Below are 15,856 nucleotides of genomic sequence, written 5' to 3' on the forward strand. Positions count from 1 at the left end.
TGTTTTACCTATAAAATTTAATACGTTAATAAAAGCAGTTAGTCATCATCCATTGATATGGTAAACAGCGCACACGGCGTTCCTTGATGAAATACCATTTTCCATTGTTCATTACTTTTTCGCCACAGCGACATTCGTAAGGAGTAATTAAATTCACTTCGGGCTGAACGCCTATAAGCAGCTTGATAACTAATTTGTGCTACATCATCGCTAAGCATTCGCCCTTTAAAGTGCTGATTATAAAACTGTGGAACAACTTCAGTAGGTAAGCGGGTAATTACATGATGTTTATCGAACACAGTGCCATTAGCTGCAATTTCAATGAATTCATCATCAAGCAAAGCATCTAATGCATCCCTTGATTGACGTACATCGGGGTCTAATAATTGTCGCTCGGAATCTATTAAATGATTAAATAGCGAAACTTTAATTTTGCTGCTCATGCACTTCCCTTTATCAGTACAAACTTAGATTAATAATACCTTTATTTGCTTTAAATTCGAACGGTTATATTATTAAATGCCGCGCATATGGATCAAAAATCGGACTAAATTAAAACTTTAAGGGACAAAATAGGGTAATAACTTCTCTTAAAGGGCAATTTTTGATATAACTCCCCAACTAGAAATACATGTCAGACCACCTTTTAAGAGAACACATTATGTCTTACGCACATATCACTGGTTGGGGTAAATGCATCCCACCAGCAAGCATTAGCAACGATGAAATTAGCGAAATAGTTGATACTAACGACGAGTGGATCACCACACGTACTGGTATCAAGTCGCGTAGAGTGAGTCATGTAAGTACCGCAGAGCTTGCAACTGTTGCAGCTAAGCATGCTATTGATTGTGCAGGCGTTGACGCAAAAGATATCGATTTAGTTATTCTAGCAACGTGTACCCCCTCTACCGTAGTGGCAAATACGGCCTCTTTGGTACAAAAAAACATTGGTGCTACAGGCGCTGCTGCTATGGACACGAATGCTGCATGCTCTGGTTTTTTATATGCACTGCAAGCTGCAACGGCGCAAATTCAAGCGGGTATGATTAAAAAGGCCGTAGTTATTGCTGCTGAGCGTATGACTTGGTATGTAAACTGGGCACGCCGTGACAGTGCAGTACTATTTGGTGATGGTGCAGGTGCAGTAGTACTAGAAGCTGCAGACACTCCTGCTGGCCTACTTGGTACTAAAACCGGTTGCGACAGCGAAGACAGAGATATTTTACATATCACCAACTTTGGTAGTGATTTAAATAAATATGAGCCAATTGGTCCATCTGACTTACTGTTTGAAGGCCGTGAAATTTTCAAACGTGCTGTTAAAGGCATGAGCGAAGCGTGTGATGATGTATTAACGCAAGCTAGTTTAAGCCTTGATGACATAAACGTATTAGTGCCACACCAAGCTAATTTACGTATTATTCAAGCAATTCAACATCGTTTAAAAGTACCTGATGAAAAAGTAATGGTAAATATTGGAGAATACGGTAATACGTCAGCTGCAACCATTGCTATTGCGTTGTGTGAAGCCGTAGAAAAAGGGTTAATTAAACCACACTCAAATATTATGTCGGCAGCGTTTGGGGCCGGTTTAACGTGGGCAGCAAGCTACATAAAGTGGGGCGAGCGTGTAACACCTATTAAAGTAAGTGATGCAACCTTGCCACCGTGTGAGCTAACAGGCCTTGAGCTAGTAGCACCGGCCGTTAAAGCATGTAAAGACGCTGAGCCAAGCTAAAAGGTATGCATTAGCTTTACATAAAACGCACTTTTTAGTGCGTTTTTGTTTTTAGGGCAATGAACTCATAGATCAAAGTATAGGAAACTAACTACATGGAACTATTAGGTATTCATCACGCTGCTATTATTTGTAGTGACTACGCACGTTCTAAACACTTTTATAGCAACATACTTAAACTTGAAGTTGTTAACGAGCACCTTAGAGCAGGGCGTAATTCGTATAAATTAGACTTAGCCATGCCTGATGGCAGTCAAATAGAGTTATTTTCGTTTGATGGGGCGCCTGCAAGGCCAAGCTATCCCGAAGCACAAGGCTTAAGGCATCTAGCATTTAAAGTTAAAAACGTAGCCCAAACAAAACAGTATTTAGAGATGCAAAATATAGCAGTGGAAGAGATAAGAGTGGATGAAATAACCGGCAAAAAATTCACCTTTTTTGCCGATCCAGATAACCTGCCGCTTGAGCTATACGAGGTATAACCCTCGTACAACAGGCTTTATTTAAAGCGGCTTTGTAAGTAATTGAATACCGCACGAATCCCTAGCGCTTCTCCACCCGTTGGGCGACCAGGTAATGTACGTAAATTCCACGCCATTACATCAAAATGTACCCATGGAGTGGTTGGCTCTACAAATTCTTTTAAATAAAGCGCCGCAGTAATTGCACCACCAAAGGGTGTGCTAGCACAGTTTGCCATATCGGCTACATCGCTCTTTAAAAAGCTTTTGTACTGATCAAACAAAGGCAGTTGCCACACCGGATCGCTTACATCCATTCCTGCATCAACAATACCATTTGCTACATCGCGCTCTGTTGAGAAAAAGCCAGGCAACTCAGTACCTAAAGCAACACGGCAGGCACCAGTAAGGGTCGCAAAATCTATAATTAGCTCAGGGTTATCGTTTTGTGCTTCGCTAAGCGCATCACACAATACTAAACGCCCTTCTGCGTCGGTATTATCTATTTCAACCATAATGCCTTTACGCGTTTTAATTACATCACCTGGGCGAAATGCATTTCGCGATACCGCATTTTCAACAGCAGGCACTAAAACACGCAATCTAATTGGTAAGTTAGCGGCCATAATTAATTGTGCTAGCGCAATAACATGCGCTGCTCCGCCCATGTCTTTTTTCATGTTTCGCATGCCCGAACTTGGTTTTAAATCAAGCCCGCCAGAATCAAAACATACTCCTTTACCTACTAAGGTAATAAGCGGTGCATCTTTTGCGCCCCATTTTAAATCAAGTAAACGCGGTTTATTTTCGCTCGCGCGACCTACCATATGTATTGTTGGGTAATTTTGCTCGAGTAGCTCATCGCCAATCCACTGGGTAAACTCGCCATTGTAATTATTGGCTAAATCTTCCATCACTTGCGATAAATGCTGCGGCATCATATCTACTGCCGGTGTGTTTACTAAATCACGTGCTAAATAAATAGCATCGGCTTGCTGCTTAATACGTTGATATAGACCATCATCGGCAATGGCTAATTGTGCTTTAGCCGTTGGCTTTTCTTTATATTCGCTAAATTCATAGCCACCTAACACAAAACCAAGCGCTACTTGCTCTATAAAGGCATCATCACCTTGAATTTGATACGTGCCCAGCGGTAATTTATTTGCAAGCTCGCCTGCAGCCCAAAAGTCTTCTTTGCTATGTAATAAACAATATACGTGGCTTAACTCACCCGTTTGCGCATCAGGCACAAGCGCCAAGCCTTGTTTTTCAAAACCACTATTGGTTAACCATGTTTGAATAAAAGCAGGTTGTTGAGATTGCCAGTCAGTTAACTCGTTTTTAAGAACAAAAGATAAAGGAATACCAGAAGAAGTATGACGAAGTAATGCACTCATTAAAAAGCTCATATAATAAAAAATGGTAATTAAGCATATCAATAAGGCTAGCTAAAAGGTATAGCTAATTTAGGAGGATTTATTCTTTATTTGGCGCTTTAGTGTGTTGTTTTAAACCTTCTTTAACTATTTCGGCGTCTAACTCTTTAACGGGTTTGTTCATGTTAAATGAGCTTGGTAGCACATCTACGCCAACTAAAGTGCCAAGCTTTACAACTAAAGGTATAGTAATGGGCGCAAAAGGTAGCAATGCAAACACACCCAACCCAAGTCCTTTTAATATATCTACAAATTGCTCATTGGCGCGTTTTAGATCTTCTTTTGTTGTTTGACCTTGCGTGTATTGCCTGTAAATCGTGAGCATTTCTTTGGTTTCTTGCTTTTCTTGGGCAAGTGCAATTTTAAGCGCCACCATAGCACGACGAAAACGCAGCTGTTGGCGCTTTTTACTTATTTTAACTGCCCGCCAAGGTGCACGGTGAATAACTTTATATAATCGCATAGCGTGTATTTTCACACAGGGGTTGCTTTAGACAAAGAATAATTTACTTTATGATCGACCTAGCCTACTCTTTTGCACCACAACGGTGCTTGCGGGCTATTTTTAATGCAAAATAATGAATGTATTTTACTCTCCAAACCAGAAAAACCCAAACCAGATGAATGCTGTGGCGGCGGAAGCTGCAGCCCTTGCGTGTGGGACGAATACAAGCAAGCATTAAATGTTTGGCAAGCCCAGCGTACGCATAAAAACTTAAAAAAGCATACAAACTGATAACATTAAAGCATACACCTCACGCATTAAACTTCCCCTTAAGCATTAAAAGTGCACTTCATTAGCTCATATCGGTTGCAAATTGCACCAATGTTGCAATTTTATTTTATTTTGTACTTTTTTGTTATTAAAGGGTTAATTAGTAATTGCCCTCTTAGTTTTTTATGTATAGGCTGTACATAAGACATCACATGAGGCGGATTTTAGTCCTGGAAAGTCAAGCAGATTGGCCTTTTAAACCCCATGTCGACGTGTCCGAATTAAAAATAAGTAATGTTAAATAACGCATTATGTACAAAATATATTCTAACTGGGGAAAATTAGAATGAAACTTAAAAGCAATGCGCTAAATCAAGCAATTAAATTTGCCTTAGCAACCACAACTACTGCTGGTTTATTTATTTCAGGTTCTGTTGTTGCAGCAGAAGAAAGTGAAACCAAAGTTAACAAAAATGTAGAAAAAATTGCCGTAGTAGGTACACGTTCTGCTCCTCGTTCAATTGGTGATTCACCTGTTCCTATTGATATTATTGGCGGTGAAGAACTTGAGAAATCAGGTAACACCGACATGCTTGAGCTTCTAAAAGGCTCAGTTCCTTCTTTTAATGTGCACCAAAACCCAATTAGTGATGCAGCCTCTCTTGTTCGCCCTGCTAACTTACGTGGCTTGCCATCTGATAGCACACTAATTCTTTTAAACGGTAAACGCCGTCACCGTGCGTCTGTCATTGCCTTTTTAGGCGGTGGTATAAACGATGGTGCTCAAGGCGCTGACATTTCAGTTATCCCAAGTATTGCACTTAAACAAGTAGAAGTACTTCGTGATGGCGCAGCTGCACAATATGGTTCCGATGCTATTGCAGGTGTAATGAACTTTCAACTTAAAGATGCTTCTGAAGGCGGTAAGTTTGAAGTGCGCCACGGTCAATACTACGAAGGCGATGGCGATACAACACAAATCTCAGGTAACGTGGGTTTACCATTTACCGACAATGGTTTTGCCAACTTAAGTTTTCAATATAAAACAGCTGACGCAACGAGTCGCTCAGAGCAGCGCCCTGATGCAGCCGCACTTTCTGCTGCAGGTGTGCCAGACGTTTCTTCACTTGCTCAAGTATGGGGCGCACCTGAAGTAGATGATGACATTACCATTTTTGGTAACTTTGGTTTAGAGCTAACTAACGACTCAGAGTTTTACATGTTTGGTAACTACTCGGAGCGTGATGTACGTGGCGGCTTTTACTACCGAAATCCAACAACTCGCCCTGGCGTATATGGTGGAAACATACGTGAAGTTAACGGCGTTAATATGCGCCGCCCTACTGATGAAGCAGGACAAGCTGCTTGGGATGCTGCAACTCCAACTGTATTAGTGGGTTCTTTAGATGGTTATGACGCCCAATTAAATTGCCCATTAGTAGAAATCCAAGCTAATGGTGCACCAGATCAATCTGCGATAGATTCACTAAGCTCTGCTAATTGTTTTGCATTCAATGAAACACTGCCAGGTGGTTTTACACCTAACTTTGGTGGAAACATTACTGATACCTCTTTAACTATCGGTACTAAAGGTATGTTTACTGGTGGCTTCTTAAAAGACGCTTACTATGACTTAAGCGGTACAGTTGGTTTAAATGAATCACGTTACTTTATTTATGACACAGTTAATGCATCTTTAGGCGCGGATAGCCCACGTGACTTCAGCCCAGGTAAGTATGAACAACTAGAGAAGAATTTTAACTTTGACCTCTCAAAAGGCTTTGACTTTGATTTAGCGTACGATGTAAATATTGCCGGTGGTTTAGAGTGGCATGAAGAAACATTTACCGTTATCTCCGGTGATGAAGCTTCTTTTACTGCTGGTCCGTTAACTGAGCAAGGTTTTGGTATTGGCTCAAACGGTTTCCCTGGCTTTAAACCATCTGATGCGGGTGAATACACTCGACGTAACTACGCAGCATATGTAGATATTGAAGCACCTTTCACTGAAGAATTTTTAATGGGCCTTGCGGTACGTTTTGAGGATTACGACAGCTTTGGTACAACGACAAACTACAAAGTAATGGCGCAGTACCACCTAACTGAAGATCTAAATGTACGTGGTTCAGTAAGCACCGGTTTCCGTGCTCCAACAGTTGGCCAAGCTAATGTTAGTAATGTACAAACAAGTTTAGACAACGGTGTGTTACAAGATTCGGCGCTTCTTCCTCCAACAAACCCAATTGCAGTACAATTAGGTGGGACAGAACTTGAACCTGAAGAATCACAAAGTTATACATTTGGTGCAGTTTATACCATTGGCGATTTATTCTTAACACTTGATTATTACAACATTCAAGTAGAAGACCGTATTAGTCAATCAGATAAAATTAATTTAAGCCAAGCAGATAAAGATACACTTGAAGCCGCTGGCGTTCCTAACGCACAAAGCTACGCACAAGTTAGCTTCTTTACTAATGATTTTGATACAACAACGCAAGGTGTCGACTTAGTAGCCAACTACACAGCTGATTTACTAGATGGCAGCTCTACATTTAGCCTTGCTTACAACTGGAATGATACTGAGGTAACGCAATTTAGTGACATTACAGGTGCATTCAAAGTACAGCGCTTAGAAGAAGATTTACCAAATCACCGTGCAACGCTTACTTGGGCACAGCAATGGGAATCAGTTTCGTTGTTTACTCGTGCTAACTACTATGGTGAATACCAAGGTGTGCACGTAGATTACGATGCAACTGCAAAAACAGCTGATGCGGCAGTAACAATTGATGCTGAAATTACCTACTTCTTAAATGAGTCGGTTAGCTTCTCGCTAGGTGCACAAAACATCTTTGACCAAGATGCTGAAAAGCTTGATTTTGAAGACAGCACAGGTATTCCTAACAACAACTGGGGTGGTCAGTACTACGAGACATCTCCATACGGAATCAACGGTGGATTTTACTACGCAAAAGCAACCTATACTTTTTAATAGTATTTCATGATAAACCAAGGCGAAATGTTAAGACATTTCGCCTTTTTTATTTTATATTAAATATAAAAAATAATAATGTTTTACTATGCTAATTGATAAAGCTAACCAGTTACTTGAACAACATAAACTCAAAGAAGCCGAGTTTCATTTTAAAGCAATTTTAAATAGTAACCCGCAAAGCGGCGAAGCATTATTCGGGTTAGGCAAAATAGCACTCAGGTTAGAGCGCTTTGACGCAGCAGTTTATTTATTACAAAAAGCATGTGAGCTAATGCCTCATATGTTAGATCCGCTACATGCACTTGCTGATGCATTTAATGGCGTTAACTCTCCCGATGATGCGCTAAAAGTGCTTGAGTACGCCAAAAGCATAGCAATTCATAACCCTGATCCACATTACTACTTAGCCCAGCATTATTTAAATTACGGTGAGCTCGACAAAGCGCACACTACGTTTGCTCATGCACTCAGCATGGGGCTATACCCAGTTACCGCTTACATTTTATTTGAGTTGGTGCAGCTAGGGCGATTTAATAAAGAGCACAACTACGTCAGTAACTTGCATCATTTCTTAACACAAACCAATAACCTGCGTTTAAAAATGGTGTGTTACTATGCTTTAGGTAAGAGTTACGATAAATTAGACGATACAGAGCAAGCGTTTAACTACTATATACTTGCCAATCAGTTACAAAAAAAACTCACTAACTTTAGCACCGCCGAGCTGAATCCTTTTTATAAAAGTATTATAGATCAAAATGCGCCAGCACTTATTAAAAGTGCAGATCGTACTTTTAAAAACTCTATAACCCCTGTGTTTATAATAGGCATGCCGCGCAGTGGTTCTACATTACTTGAACAAATGCTGGCAAATCATTCGCAGTTTACAACGCTTGGTGAAAACTCAAACATAAGTAACCAGGCGGTGGCTTTTATAGAACAACAAACACAAATGCCCTACCCGCAGTGCTTAAGCTTGCTAACGAATGATTTAATAACTAAAGCGCGTAACATTTATATTGAAACGTTAAAAACAGCACAGCCAATTCGTCCTTACATAATTAATAAATTACCGAGTAATTATCAAACTATTGGACTTATTCACTTGATGTTTCCAAACGCTAAATTTATAAATTTAATTAGGGATTTTAATGCAACGGCTTTTTCGGTATTTAGTAATTACTTTGCTCAAAATGAGCCTTACTTTTGTGATTTAACGGAGTTTAAACACTACCACTCCCTTTATACCGAACTTATGGCGCATTGGCAGAGCATACCAGACATCGCCATTTACAATATGAGTTATGAGCAATTAGTAAACCAGCCTAAAGAGCAACTAACCGCGTTGTTTTCGTTTTTAAATTGCACGTTTGAGCCACAGTCTTTGCAGTTTTATACACGAAGGTCGGCCGTAACAACACTAAGCAAACACGCTATTAGGCAACCTGTAAACACATCTGCAGTTGCGAATTGGCAGCGCTATAAAACACCGCTTCTAAAGCTACTTGAAGAAGGCACTAATTAACTGTACTCATTAAACCACGTGACTACATCACTAAATTGATCTTCCCGGGCACTTGGGTGCGTGAGCATAGTAATATGATCATAATCAACACGATGGCCATGGCGTTTACCATACATTTTTAAGGTTTGTTTTCCTGGCCCTGACTCTGCTATAAACTTTTTAATATCAATAGGCTGTGCGAGAGCTTTGTCATTTACTGCTGCAACATGAAGTGTGGGCGGTACATGCAGGCTAGCTAACGCATTTGCGTAATCAAAACCATCGTCGCTATCAACCCACGGCGTTTTTTTGGCCCACTGCATACTTTGATAATGAGACTTCTGCGACTCATTATCGCTGCCCCACTTGTAGCCTTTAGCATTTAAAAAACCGCATTTTTTTGCAAGCAACGGCGCCATAAAGTACCAAATAAGATTCGCTTGCAGTAATTTCTTAGGATGATTATTAAATAGTGAGCGCTTTGAGCCAAAATAAGCACAGGCTTTAACGTCTTTTAAATAGCAAGGAAAGCGCGCAAATACGCTGTTCATCAATACCCCGCCCCAAGAGTGAGCAACCCAGTAATCAGGCTTTTTACCTTCGAGTTGTTCGATATGATTAATAAAAGCAGGAATATCTTCGACTATGGTCTCTGTTTGGCCGTACTTTGAATGACGAGTTATTAGCGGTTTACTCTCTCCTCGTCCACGCAAATCTGCGACATAGCAACAATAGCCTTGCTCTGCCAAAAAAGGGGCCAACCCTTTATTACTGTGGGTGTAAAAAATTTTGCCGTTTTCTACTGCGCCATGCATTAAAAACACTACCGGACCTGCGTGCTCATCATTCGCGATGCGGCGTAAATGCAATGTTTGCTGATCGGCTAATTGAACAAAATGTGATTGCTGAGTGATTGCCATGTCATATCCTTTATTATTTTTATAAACTCATCCTACCAGTACGATAGGGAATTCCAAAGTAAATGATTGCACTTTTTAGTTAAGCATTTGATACAATTACATCATTATTAAATTGCTAAATTTAAGCTATGAAATCAAAACCTACCAGCAACAAGTTACACCCACGCAATCAACACTTAGATGGCTACGATTTAGATATGTTATGCGAAAAACATAATGCGTTAGCACCTTTTATAGTAATAACACCTGCAGGCAGTAAAAGCATAGATTTTAGCAATAACAAAGCCGTTAAAACGCTTAATCAAGCTCTTTTAAAAGCACACTATAATGTTGAGTTTTGGGATATACCCGATCAAAACTTATGCCCTCCTATCCCTGGGCGAGTAGATTATATTCATTACTTGGCCGATTTATTAAGCACGGATAACCAACAAAGCATACCGACAGGGCGTAAAATTAAAGCGCTTGATATTGGTACAGGTGCTAATTTAGTTTACCCACTTACAGGTAGCCATGAATACAGCTGGCATTTTACAGGTAGTGATATAGATGCAAATTCAATAAAGATTGCGAAGCAAATTGCACAGTTTAATGGTTTAAAAATCACCTTAAAACAACAAAAAAATACATCATTTATATTTAAAGGCATTATTACGCAAAAAGATTTATTTCACGTAACCCTGTGTAACCCTCCGTTTCATGCAAGCGCAGATGAGGCTAACAAAGGCACTGAGCGCAAATGGAAAAATTTAGGTAAAACGCCGCAAAGCGCCCTTAACTTTGGCGGCCAAAATAACGAGTTGTGGTGCGAAGGTGGTGAAGCGCAGTTTATCAGTAATATGATTAATGAAAGCGAGCAATTTGCAGAGCAAGTTATATGGTTTACATCACTGGTTTCAAAAAAAGAGACACTCAATACGTTAGAAGAAAAGCTAAGTAAACTACCTATTGCAGAATATAAAATTGTAGATATGGCACAGGGGCAAAAAGTGAGTCGCTTTATTGCGTGGAGTTATTTTGATAAAGCCACCCGCGAGCAAATTTTTGAAGAGTTTGTGTAAACCCATAAAAATAATAAAGCCTGTAGTAATCAATAAAGGAATAACAACAATGATAGATTTTCGCTCAGACACCGTTACTAAGCCTTCAAAACCCATGCGTGATGTAATGCACAGCGCACCTGTTGGTGATGATGTATACGGCGACGATCCTAGCGTAAACAAATTAGAGGCATATGCATGCGAGCACTTTAATTTTGACGCTGCACTTTATTGTAGCTCTGGCACACAAGCTAATTTATTGGCTTTAATGGCGCATTGCGAACGCGGGGATGAATATATTTGTGGGCAAAATGCACATAACTATAAGTTTGAGGGCGGTGGCGCCGCTGTGCTTGGCTCTATACAGCCTCAGCCTATCGAAAACGAAAAAGATGGCAGCTTATGCTTTAATAAAATTGCTGCAGCTATAAAACCAGATGATAACCACTTTGCTAACACTCGCTTGCTTAGCCTCGATAACACCATTGGCGGAAAAGTACTCTCACTTAACTACTTATCTCAGGCGCGCAGCTTCGTGAATGATCACAATTTAGCGCTGCATTTAGATGGCGCACGCGTGTTTAATGCAGCCGTTGAATTAAGGGTTGATATAACCGAAATTACAAAACACTTTGACTCTGTTTCAATTTGCTTATCTAAAGGCTTAGGTGCGCCAATCGGCTCGTTATTATTAGGCTCACAAGAATTAATTAACAAAGCCAGGCGCTGGAGAAAAGTGCTAGGCGGTGGCATGCGTCAAGCTGGAATGTTGGCAGCCGCTGGGCAGTATGCACTTGAAAATAATATCACCCGTTTAAGTGATGATCATGCTAATGCGCGCTACTTAGCGAGTAAATTAAATGAACTCAATGGTTTTAGCGTTGATATGAGCAATACCACCAACATGGTGTATGCAACTTACTCGGGCAATACTGAAATTAGTAAAATTGCCAGAGAGCTTAAGCAGCAAGGAATATTAATTAGCCCAAGCAAATCGCTTAGGCTAGTTACTCATCTTGATGTAACAAAAGATGATATAGACACATTTATTCGGGCTTTATCGGCCCATATTTAATTCTGCTTTATAGTGTTTGCGGCACACCGATACATAACGGTCGTTGCCGCCTATTTCTACTTGGTTACCATCAGCTATGGCATTGCCATTTTCATCAGTACGCAGCACATGGTTTGCTTTGCGCCCGCAATGACACACCGTTTTAAGCTCAATCAGCTTATCGGCCCATGCTAATAAATACTGTGAGCCAATAAATAGCTCGCCTCTAAAGTCGCTACGCAGACCATAACATAGCACCGGAATACCTAATTCATCAACAACATCAGTTAATTGCATAACCTGCTCTTTTGATAAAAACTGACATTCGTCAACTAACACACAATGGCGTTTTTTTTCATCTTGTAGCGTTTTGATAAGTTCAAATACATTTTTAGATTCATCAAATATATGTGCATCTGCCTGCAGGCCAATACGAGATGATACTTTTCCTACGCCTGAGCGATTATCAATTGCAGCTGTTAAAATAACCGGTTCCATACCGCGTTCGCGATAATTAAATGCCGATTGTAATAAAGTGGTTGATTTACCCGCATTCATCGCTGAGTAGTAAAAGTATAATTGAGCCATTACCGTGCCTAAAGAGAAAAAGTGCGCTTATGCTACCTTAATATGCCATTAATACCAATTTCATATCATCTTCTACTTAGCTATTTCTCAAAGGCTTGTAAGTATTTTACATAAACAGATGCGCTATCAAACCTAGATAGCCATTGCCACATCTCTAAGCTTAAAGCGTTGTTTTGCGCATAAAATTGTTTAGAAAAAATAAGATAGCCATTTGTGGTTTCGTAAGGAGGATAAATGGCTTTAACATTTTTACTATGCGGGTAGCTCGATACGTTTAAATCATCTACTTTGCATAAATCAACACTGGCTTGAACGACTCCCTTATCAAGGAGCTCAAATGCTTTAGCTTTAGAAAACGTATTATGAATAAATAAGGGCTCATCCTTTAAGGTGCTATTAAGGCCATAGCCATTAGGTATAGCAACAGTAAATGCTTTATTTTGAAAAACTTCGCGAGAGCGCCACTCTTTATGAAATTAAAGCTACCAATTAAGCAACTACTAAAGCGACTCACAGCAAATTGCGTTTGTAATTCGCCTTTTTCATTAAATGGATACGCCGCAATTCGCTCCCGGCCAGGGCGGTAACTTGCAATAACCGCATCTACTTTATTAAACTCAAGATCGTTTAAACATCTGCGCCAAGGTTTTCTTACAAATGCAACGTTTACACCGTCTAATTCAGCATCTAGTTTACGAAGTACTTCTATAGAGGCGCCCGGTTGATCTATTGGAACTTCTTGTCCTACACCTAAAAACATAGGCGCTACATCTTTATCTTCGTAACAAAATAAGAGCGTTTGAGAATTAGCAAAAACCGCTGAAGAAAACATTAATATTATGATAAATAAATAATTTAAGCTGCTGATACTCATAATAATTTTTATTAGTTAAATAATCTTAAATTGTAGCTTGTGATCATAAAGCTGCCAGTACGGCATCTATTAAATTATCCCTTCGTGCTTTAATAGCCAAGCTTTTCTCTCAAGCCCGCCTGCATACCCTGTGAGCTTTGAGTTTGCACCTATTATGCGATGGCACGGTACAATAATACTGATAGGGTTTTTGCCATTTGCTGCGCCTACTGCCCTCACTGCTTTTGGGTTGCTTAATGCCGTAGCAATATCACCGTAGGTGTTCGTTTTTCCAAAAGGCACATTTAACAATGCTTGCCATACACTTTGTTGAAATGCCGTTCCTTTTGTATCAAGGGGTACATTAAACGTGGTGCGTGTTTTATTAAAATACTCAAAGAGCTGTTCAGCACAGCAAAGTATTGCATTATTAGTAACTTTTTCAAAAGGGGTATGAACGTGCTCTACATGCGGGTAAAAACCGACGTAGCTGACCCCTATTCCGGTTGCCTGAATAACAATATCGCCTATTGGGCTTGGGATATGTGTTTGAATTATCATTATAACTGCTGCCATAGTTGAAACGTTAAATATGATCTAAATGGAGCACAATTTTCACTCTCAAATGGGATTGCCGCGGCCTGTGCTTTTTTTACCCCTAAATCACCATCAAGTAATATGTCGGGTAGGCTTTGCCCTCTTAATTTTGCATAGTTTACCGTCCAAGGGCCAATACCTTTTAAGCTTAGCCACTGTGCTAAATCATTACAATCGGGGTTTAACGCACAAAACTCAGCTAAGTTGTGTAATGCATTTTTTCGCGCTTGCGGCATTTTAAAAAATGTAAACTCGCTTTTAGCGACGCGCTCTGCGCTTGGAAAATAAACTAGTTCGCCTTGTTTTTCACCAAGCTCATCAACTAGTTTTGTTACTAAATTATGTGCCGCCGTAACACTGACTTGCTGGCCAAGTACCGCTCTTATTCCTGCCTCAAAACTTGACCAAATACCCGGTATTCTTAAACCATGGGTAAGTGTAAATGCGTTATTGATGTTATTAGCTAAATGACTCTCAATTAGATTAATATCTGCGTCTAAATCGAGTATGCGCCGTATATTATTAATGATCTGCTGCAGGTAAAGCGTGTTGTCTATATCTATCTCAACCACAAAATAATTTTTATTTTCGACAAACCGCGCGTTAAAACATCCTTTACAACTAGCGTAGGTAAATGTACGACCATAACTTTTATCATCAAGCCACTCTATTGGCTTAATAAGCCTTTTAGCTAAAAAACCATGTAACGCTTGCCAATTATAAGGGGGCCTAAAAGGTAACGTTAGTTTAAGTGTAGAGCTTGATGGTTTGTCACCTGAACGAAGCTTAGAAGGGGCTATATTCAATTGTTGTAAAAAAGCGTCGTTAAAACGTCTAACACTTTTAAAACCCGATGCAAACGCTATTTGCGTAAGCGGAAGGTTTGTTTCTTGAATCAATTTTTTAGCGAAATGACACTGATTAAATAATCTATATTGTGTAATAGACACACCAAAATATTGAGAAAACAGCCGTCTTAAATAACGGCTGCTTATTCCTAAGCGAGCTGCGAGCTTTTCACAGTCTTGTTCATCGTTTAGATCTATTAACTGCTTTGCTCTAAGCGCTGTCGTTTTTGTGCCCTGCCAAGCAGCACTGCCTGGAGCACTGTCGGGGCGGCACCGTATACAAGGTCTAAACCCAGCTTGGGCAGCATTATGTGCAAACTGATAATAAGTGACGTTTTTTTCAAGTGCGATAGGTGCTGGGCATATAGGTCTACAATATATCCCTGTACTTTTAACAGCAATATAAAAAAGCCCATCAAAACGGGCATCTCTACTTTGACGTGCCTTTTGCCAATGCTGATTATTCATAAAGCTGCTCAGTATAATAAATTAAGATGCCAGTAGCCTATAGAAACTAAAATACTTTACTAGCCACTTTCGGACCTTAACTAACTCCTAGCTTTGTTATAATTTTATAAAATCTAATGTAAATAATTAGCTAATAATAAACATTACTTAGCAAAATCGATTAGCTCTTGCCCTGTTAGTCTATAAATAATCCATTCATTTTGCGGTTTTGCTCCAATACTGTCGTAAAAATCGATTGCAGGTTTGTTCCAATCAAGTACTAACCATTCAAAACGACCACAGTTATTGCTAATTGCTTTATTAGCAAGGTGCTTCATTATTGCTTTACCCGCGCCATTTCCTCGACTGTCTGGACTTACGTATAAATCCTCTAGGTATAAACCGTTTTTACCAAGCCACGTTGAATAGTTATAAAAATACACAGCAAAACCAATGGGTTCATCACCTTGCAAACAAATAATACTATGAGCGGTTGCACCTTCGCTGAATAAAGTATCTAGAATTGCTTGTTCATCTGTTTTTACTGCATCAGGCTCTTTTTCGTATATGGCAAGTTCGGTAATAAAATGCAAAATAGTTTTAGCATCACTTGGCTTTGCGTCACGAATAATAACGGGTTGTGTCATTAAT

Annotated in this window: 16 protein-coding genes; 7 read left to right on the forward strand and 9 right to left on the reverse strand. The window is 39.8% G+C overall.

Translation table 11 applies throughout. The annotated features are described in order from the left end of the window. Positions 1-38: 38 nt before the first annotated feature. Positions 39-443: a DUF4440 domain-containing protein gene (locus tag J8L73_RS08330; RefSeq protein ID WP_211016136.1), complete on the reverse strand. Its 405-nt coding sequence runs from the start codon at positions 441-443 to the stop codon at positions 39-41. A gap of 218 nt (positions 444-661) precedes the next feature. Here J8L73_RS08330 and J8L73_RS08335 point away from each other — a divergent pair, with 218 nt between their 5' ends. Together J8L73_RS08335 and J8L73_RS08340 are read left to right on the forward strand one after the other, a co-directional pair. Further along, on the forward strand, positions 662-1,741 hold the full coding sequence (locus J8L73_RS08335) for a ketoacyl-ACP synthase III (protein WP_211016137.1): 1,080 nt from the start codon (positions 662-664) through the stop codon (positions 1,739-1,741). Positions 1,742-1,836: 95 nt separating this feature from the next. After that, positions 1,837-2,223 carry a VOC family protein gene (locus tag J8L73_RS08340; protein WP_211016139.1) on the forward strand — a complete coding sequence of 129 codons (387 nt, stop codon included), beginning with the start codon at positions 1,837-1,839 and terminating at the stop codon, positions 2,221-2,223. 17 nt (positions 2,224-2,240) lie between these two features. On the opposite strand, the gene J8L73_RS08345 is transcribed toward J8L73_RS08340, so the two are convergent. Further along, complete coding sequence (locus J8L73_RS08345; RefSeq protein ID WP_211016141.1) at positions 2,241-3,602, reverse strand: leucyl aminopeptidase family protein; 1,362 nt, start codon at positions 3,600-3,602, stop codon at positions 2,241-2,243. 79 nt (positions 3,603-3,681) lie between these two features. Continuing rightward, positions 3,682-4,104, reverse strand: a complete 423-nt coding sequence (locus tag J8L73_RS08350; protein WP_211016143.1) for a hypothetical protein — start codon at positions 4,102-4,104, stop codon at positions 3,682-3,684. 105 nt (positions 4,105-4,209) lie between these two features. Here J8L73_RS08350 and J8L73_RS08355 point away from each other — a divergent pair, with 105 nt between their 5' ends. From J8L73_RS08355 to J8L73_RS08365, 3 genes are all read left to right on the forward strand, one after another. After that, entirely contained in the window at positions 4,210-4,377 is a 168-nt protein-coding gene (locus J8L73_RS08355; protein WP_211016145.1) for an oxidoreductase-like domain-containing protein, read from the forward strand. Positions 4,378-4,702: 325 nt separating this feature from the next. Then, the gene (locus tag J8L73_RS08360) at positions 4,703-7,351 is read left to right on the forward strand and encodes a TonB-dependent receptor (protein ID WP_210999744.1); all 2,649 of its coding nucleotides are present in this window, start codon (positions 4,703-4,705) and stop codon (positions 7,349-7,351) included. A gap of 88 nt (positions 7,352-7,439) precedes the next feature. Continuing rightward, the gene (locus J8L73_RS08365) at positions 7,440-8,879 is read left to right on the forward strand and encodes a sulfotransferase (RefSeq protein WP_211016147.1); all 1,440 of its coding nucleotides are present in this window, start codon (positions 7,440-7,442) and stop codon (positions 8,877-8,879) included. On the opposite strand, the gene J8L73_RS08370 is transcribed toward J8L73_RS08365, so the two are convergent. Next, on the reverse strand, positions 8,876-9,778 hold the full coding sequence (locus J8L73_RS08370; protein WP_211016149.1) for an alpha/beta fold hydrolase: 903 nt from the start codon (positions 9,776-9,778) through the stop codon (positions 8,876-8,878). The two genes, J8L73_RS08365 and J8L73_RS08370, sit on opposite strands and share 4 nt — an antisense overlap. A 128-nt stretch (positions 9,779-9,906) precedes the next feature. Between J8L73_RS08370 and rlmF the strand changes: the two genes are divergently transcribed. Together rlmF and ltaE are read left to right on the forward strand one after the other, a co-directional pair. After that, positions 9,907-10,839, forward strand: a complete 933-nt coding sequence (rlmF, locus tag J8L73_RS08375; RefSeq protein WP_211016151.1) for a 23S rRNA (adenine(1618)-N(6))-methyltransferase RlmF — start codon at positions 9,907-9,909, stop codon at positions 10,837-10,839. 49 nt (positions 10,840-10,888) lie between these two features. Next, the gene (ltaE, locus tag J8L73_RS08380; RefSeq protein WP_211016152.1) at positions 10,889-11,893 is read left to right on the forward strand and encodes a low-specificity L-threonine aldolase; all 1,005 of its coding nucleotides are present in this window, start codon (positions 10,889-10,891) and stop codon (positions 11,891-11,893) included. On the opposite strand, the gene J8L73_RS08385 is transcribed toward ltaE, so the two are convergent. From J8L73_RS08385 to J8L73_RS08405, 5 genes are all read right to left on the reverse strand, one after another. Beyond that, on the reverse strand, positions 11,876-12,460 hold the full coding sequence (locus tag J8L73_RS08385) for a thymidine kinase (RefSeq protein ID WP_210999749.1): 585 nt from the start codon (positions 12,458-12,460) through the stop codon (positions 11,876-11,878). The two genes, ltaE and J8L73_RS08385, sit on opposite strands and share 18 nt — an antisense overlap. 385 nt (positions 12,461-12,845) lie before the next feature. Then, positions 12,846-13,292, reverse strand: a complete 447-nt coding sequence (locus J8L73_RS19290) for a hypothetical protein (protein ID WP_247659603.1) — start codon at positions 13,290-13,292, stop codon at positions 12,846-12,848. Positions 13,293-13,403: 111 nt separating this feature from the next. Further along, a complete protein-coding gene (locus J8L73_RS08395) occupies positions 13,404-13,874 on the reverse strand; it encodes a methylated-DNA--[protein]-cysteine S-methyltransferase (RefSeq protein WP_211016154.1) in 471 nt (156 codons plus the stop codon). Then, entirely contained in the window at positions 13,874-15,226 is a 1,353-nt protein-coding gene (locus tag J8L73_RS08400; RefSeq protein ID WP_211016156.1) for an AlkA N-terminal domain-containing protein, read from the reverse strand. The genes J8L73_RS08395 and J8L73_RS08400 overlap by 1 nt, the downstream gene beginning before the upstream one ends. 143 nt (positions 15,227-15,369) lie before the next feature. Beyond that, positions 15,370-15,852, reverse strand: a complete 483-nt coding sequence (locus J8L73_RS08405; protein ID WP_211016159.1) for a GNAT family N-acetyltransferase — start codon at positions 15,850-15,852, stop codon at positions 15,370-15,372. Positions 15,853-15,856: the final 4 nt, after the last annotated feature.

This window comes from Pseudoalteromonas sp. MMG006 (assembly GCF_018101025.1).
In the GTDB taxonomy this organism is placed as follows: domain Bacteria; phylum Pseudomonadota; class Gammaproteobacteria; order Enterobacterales; family Alteromonadaceae; genus Pseudoalteromonas.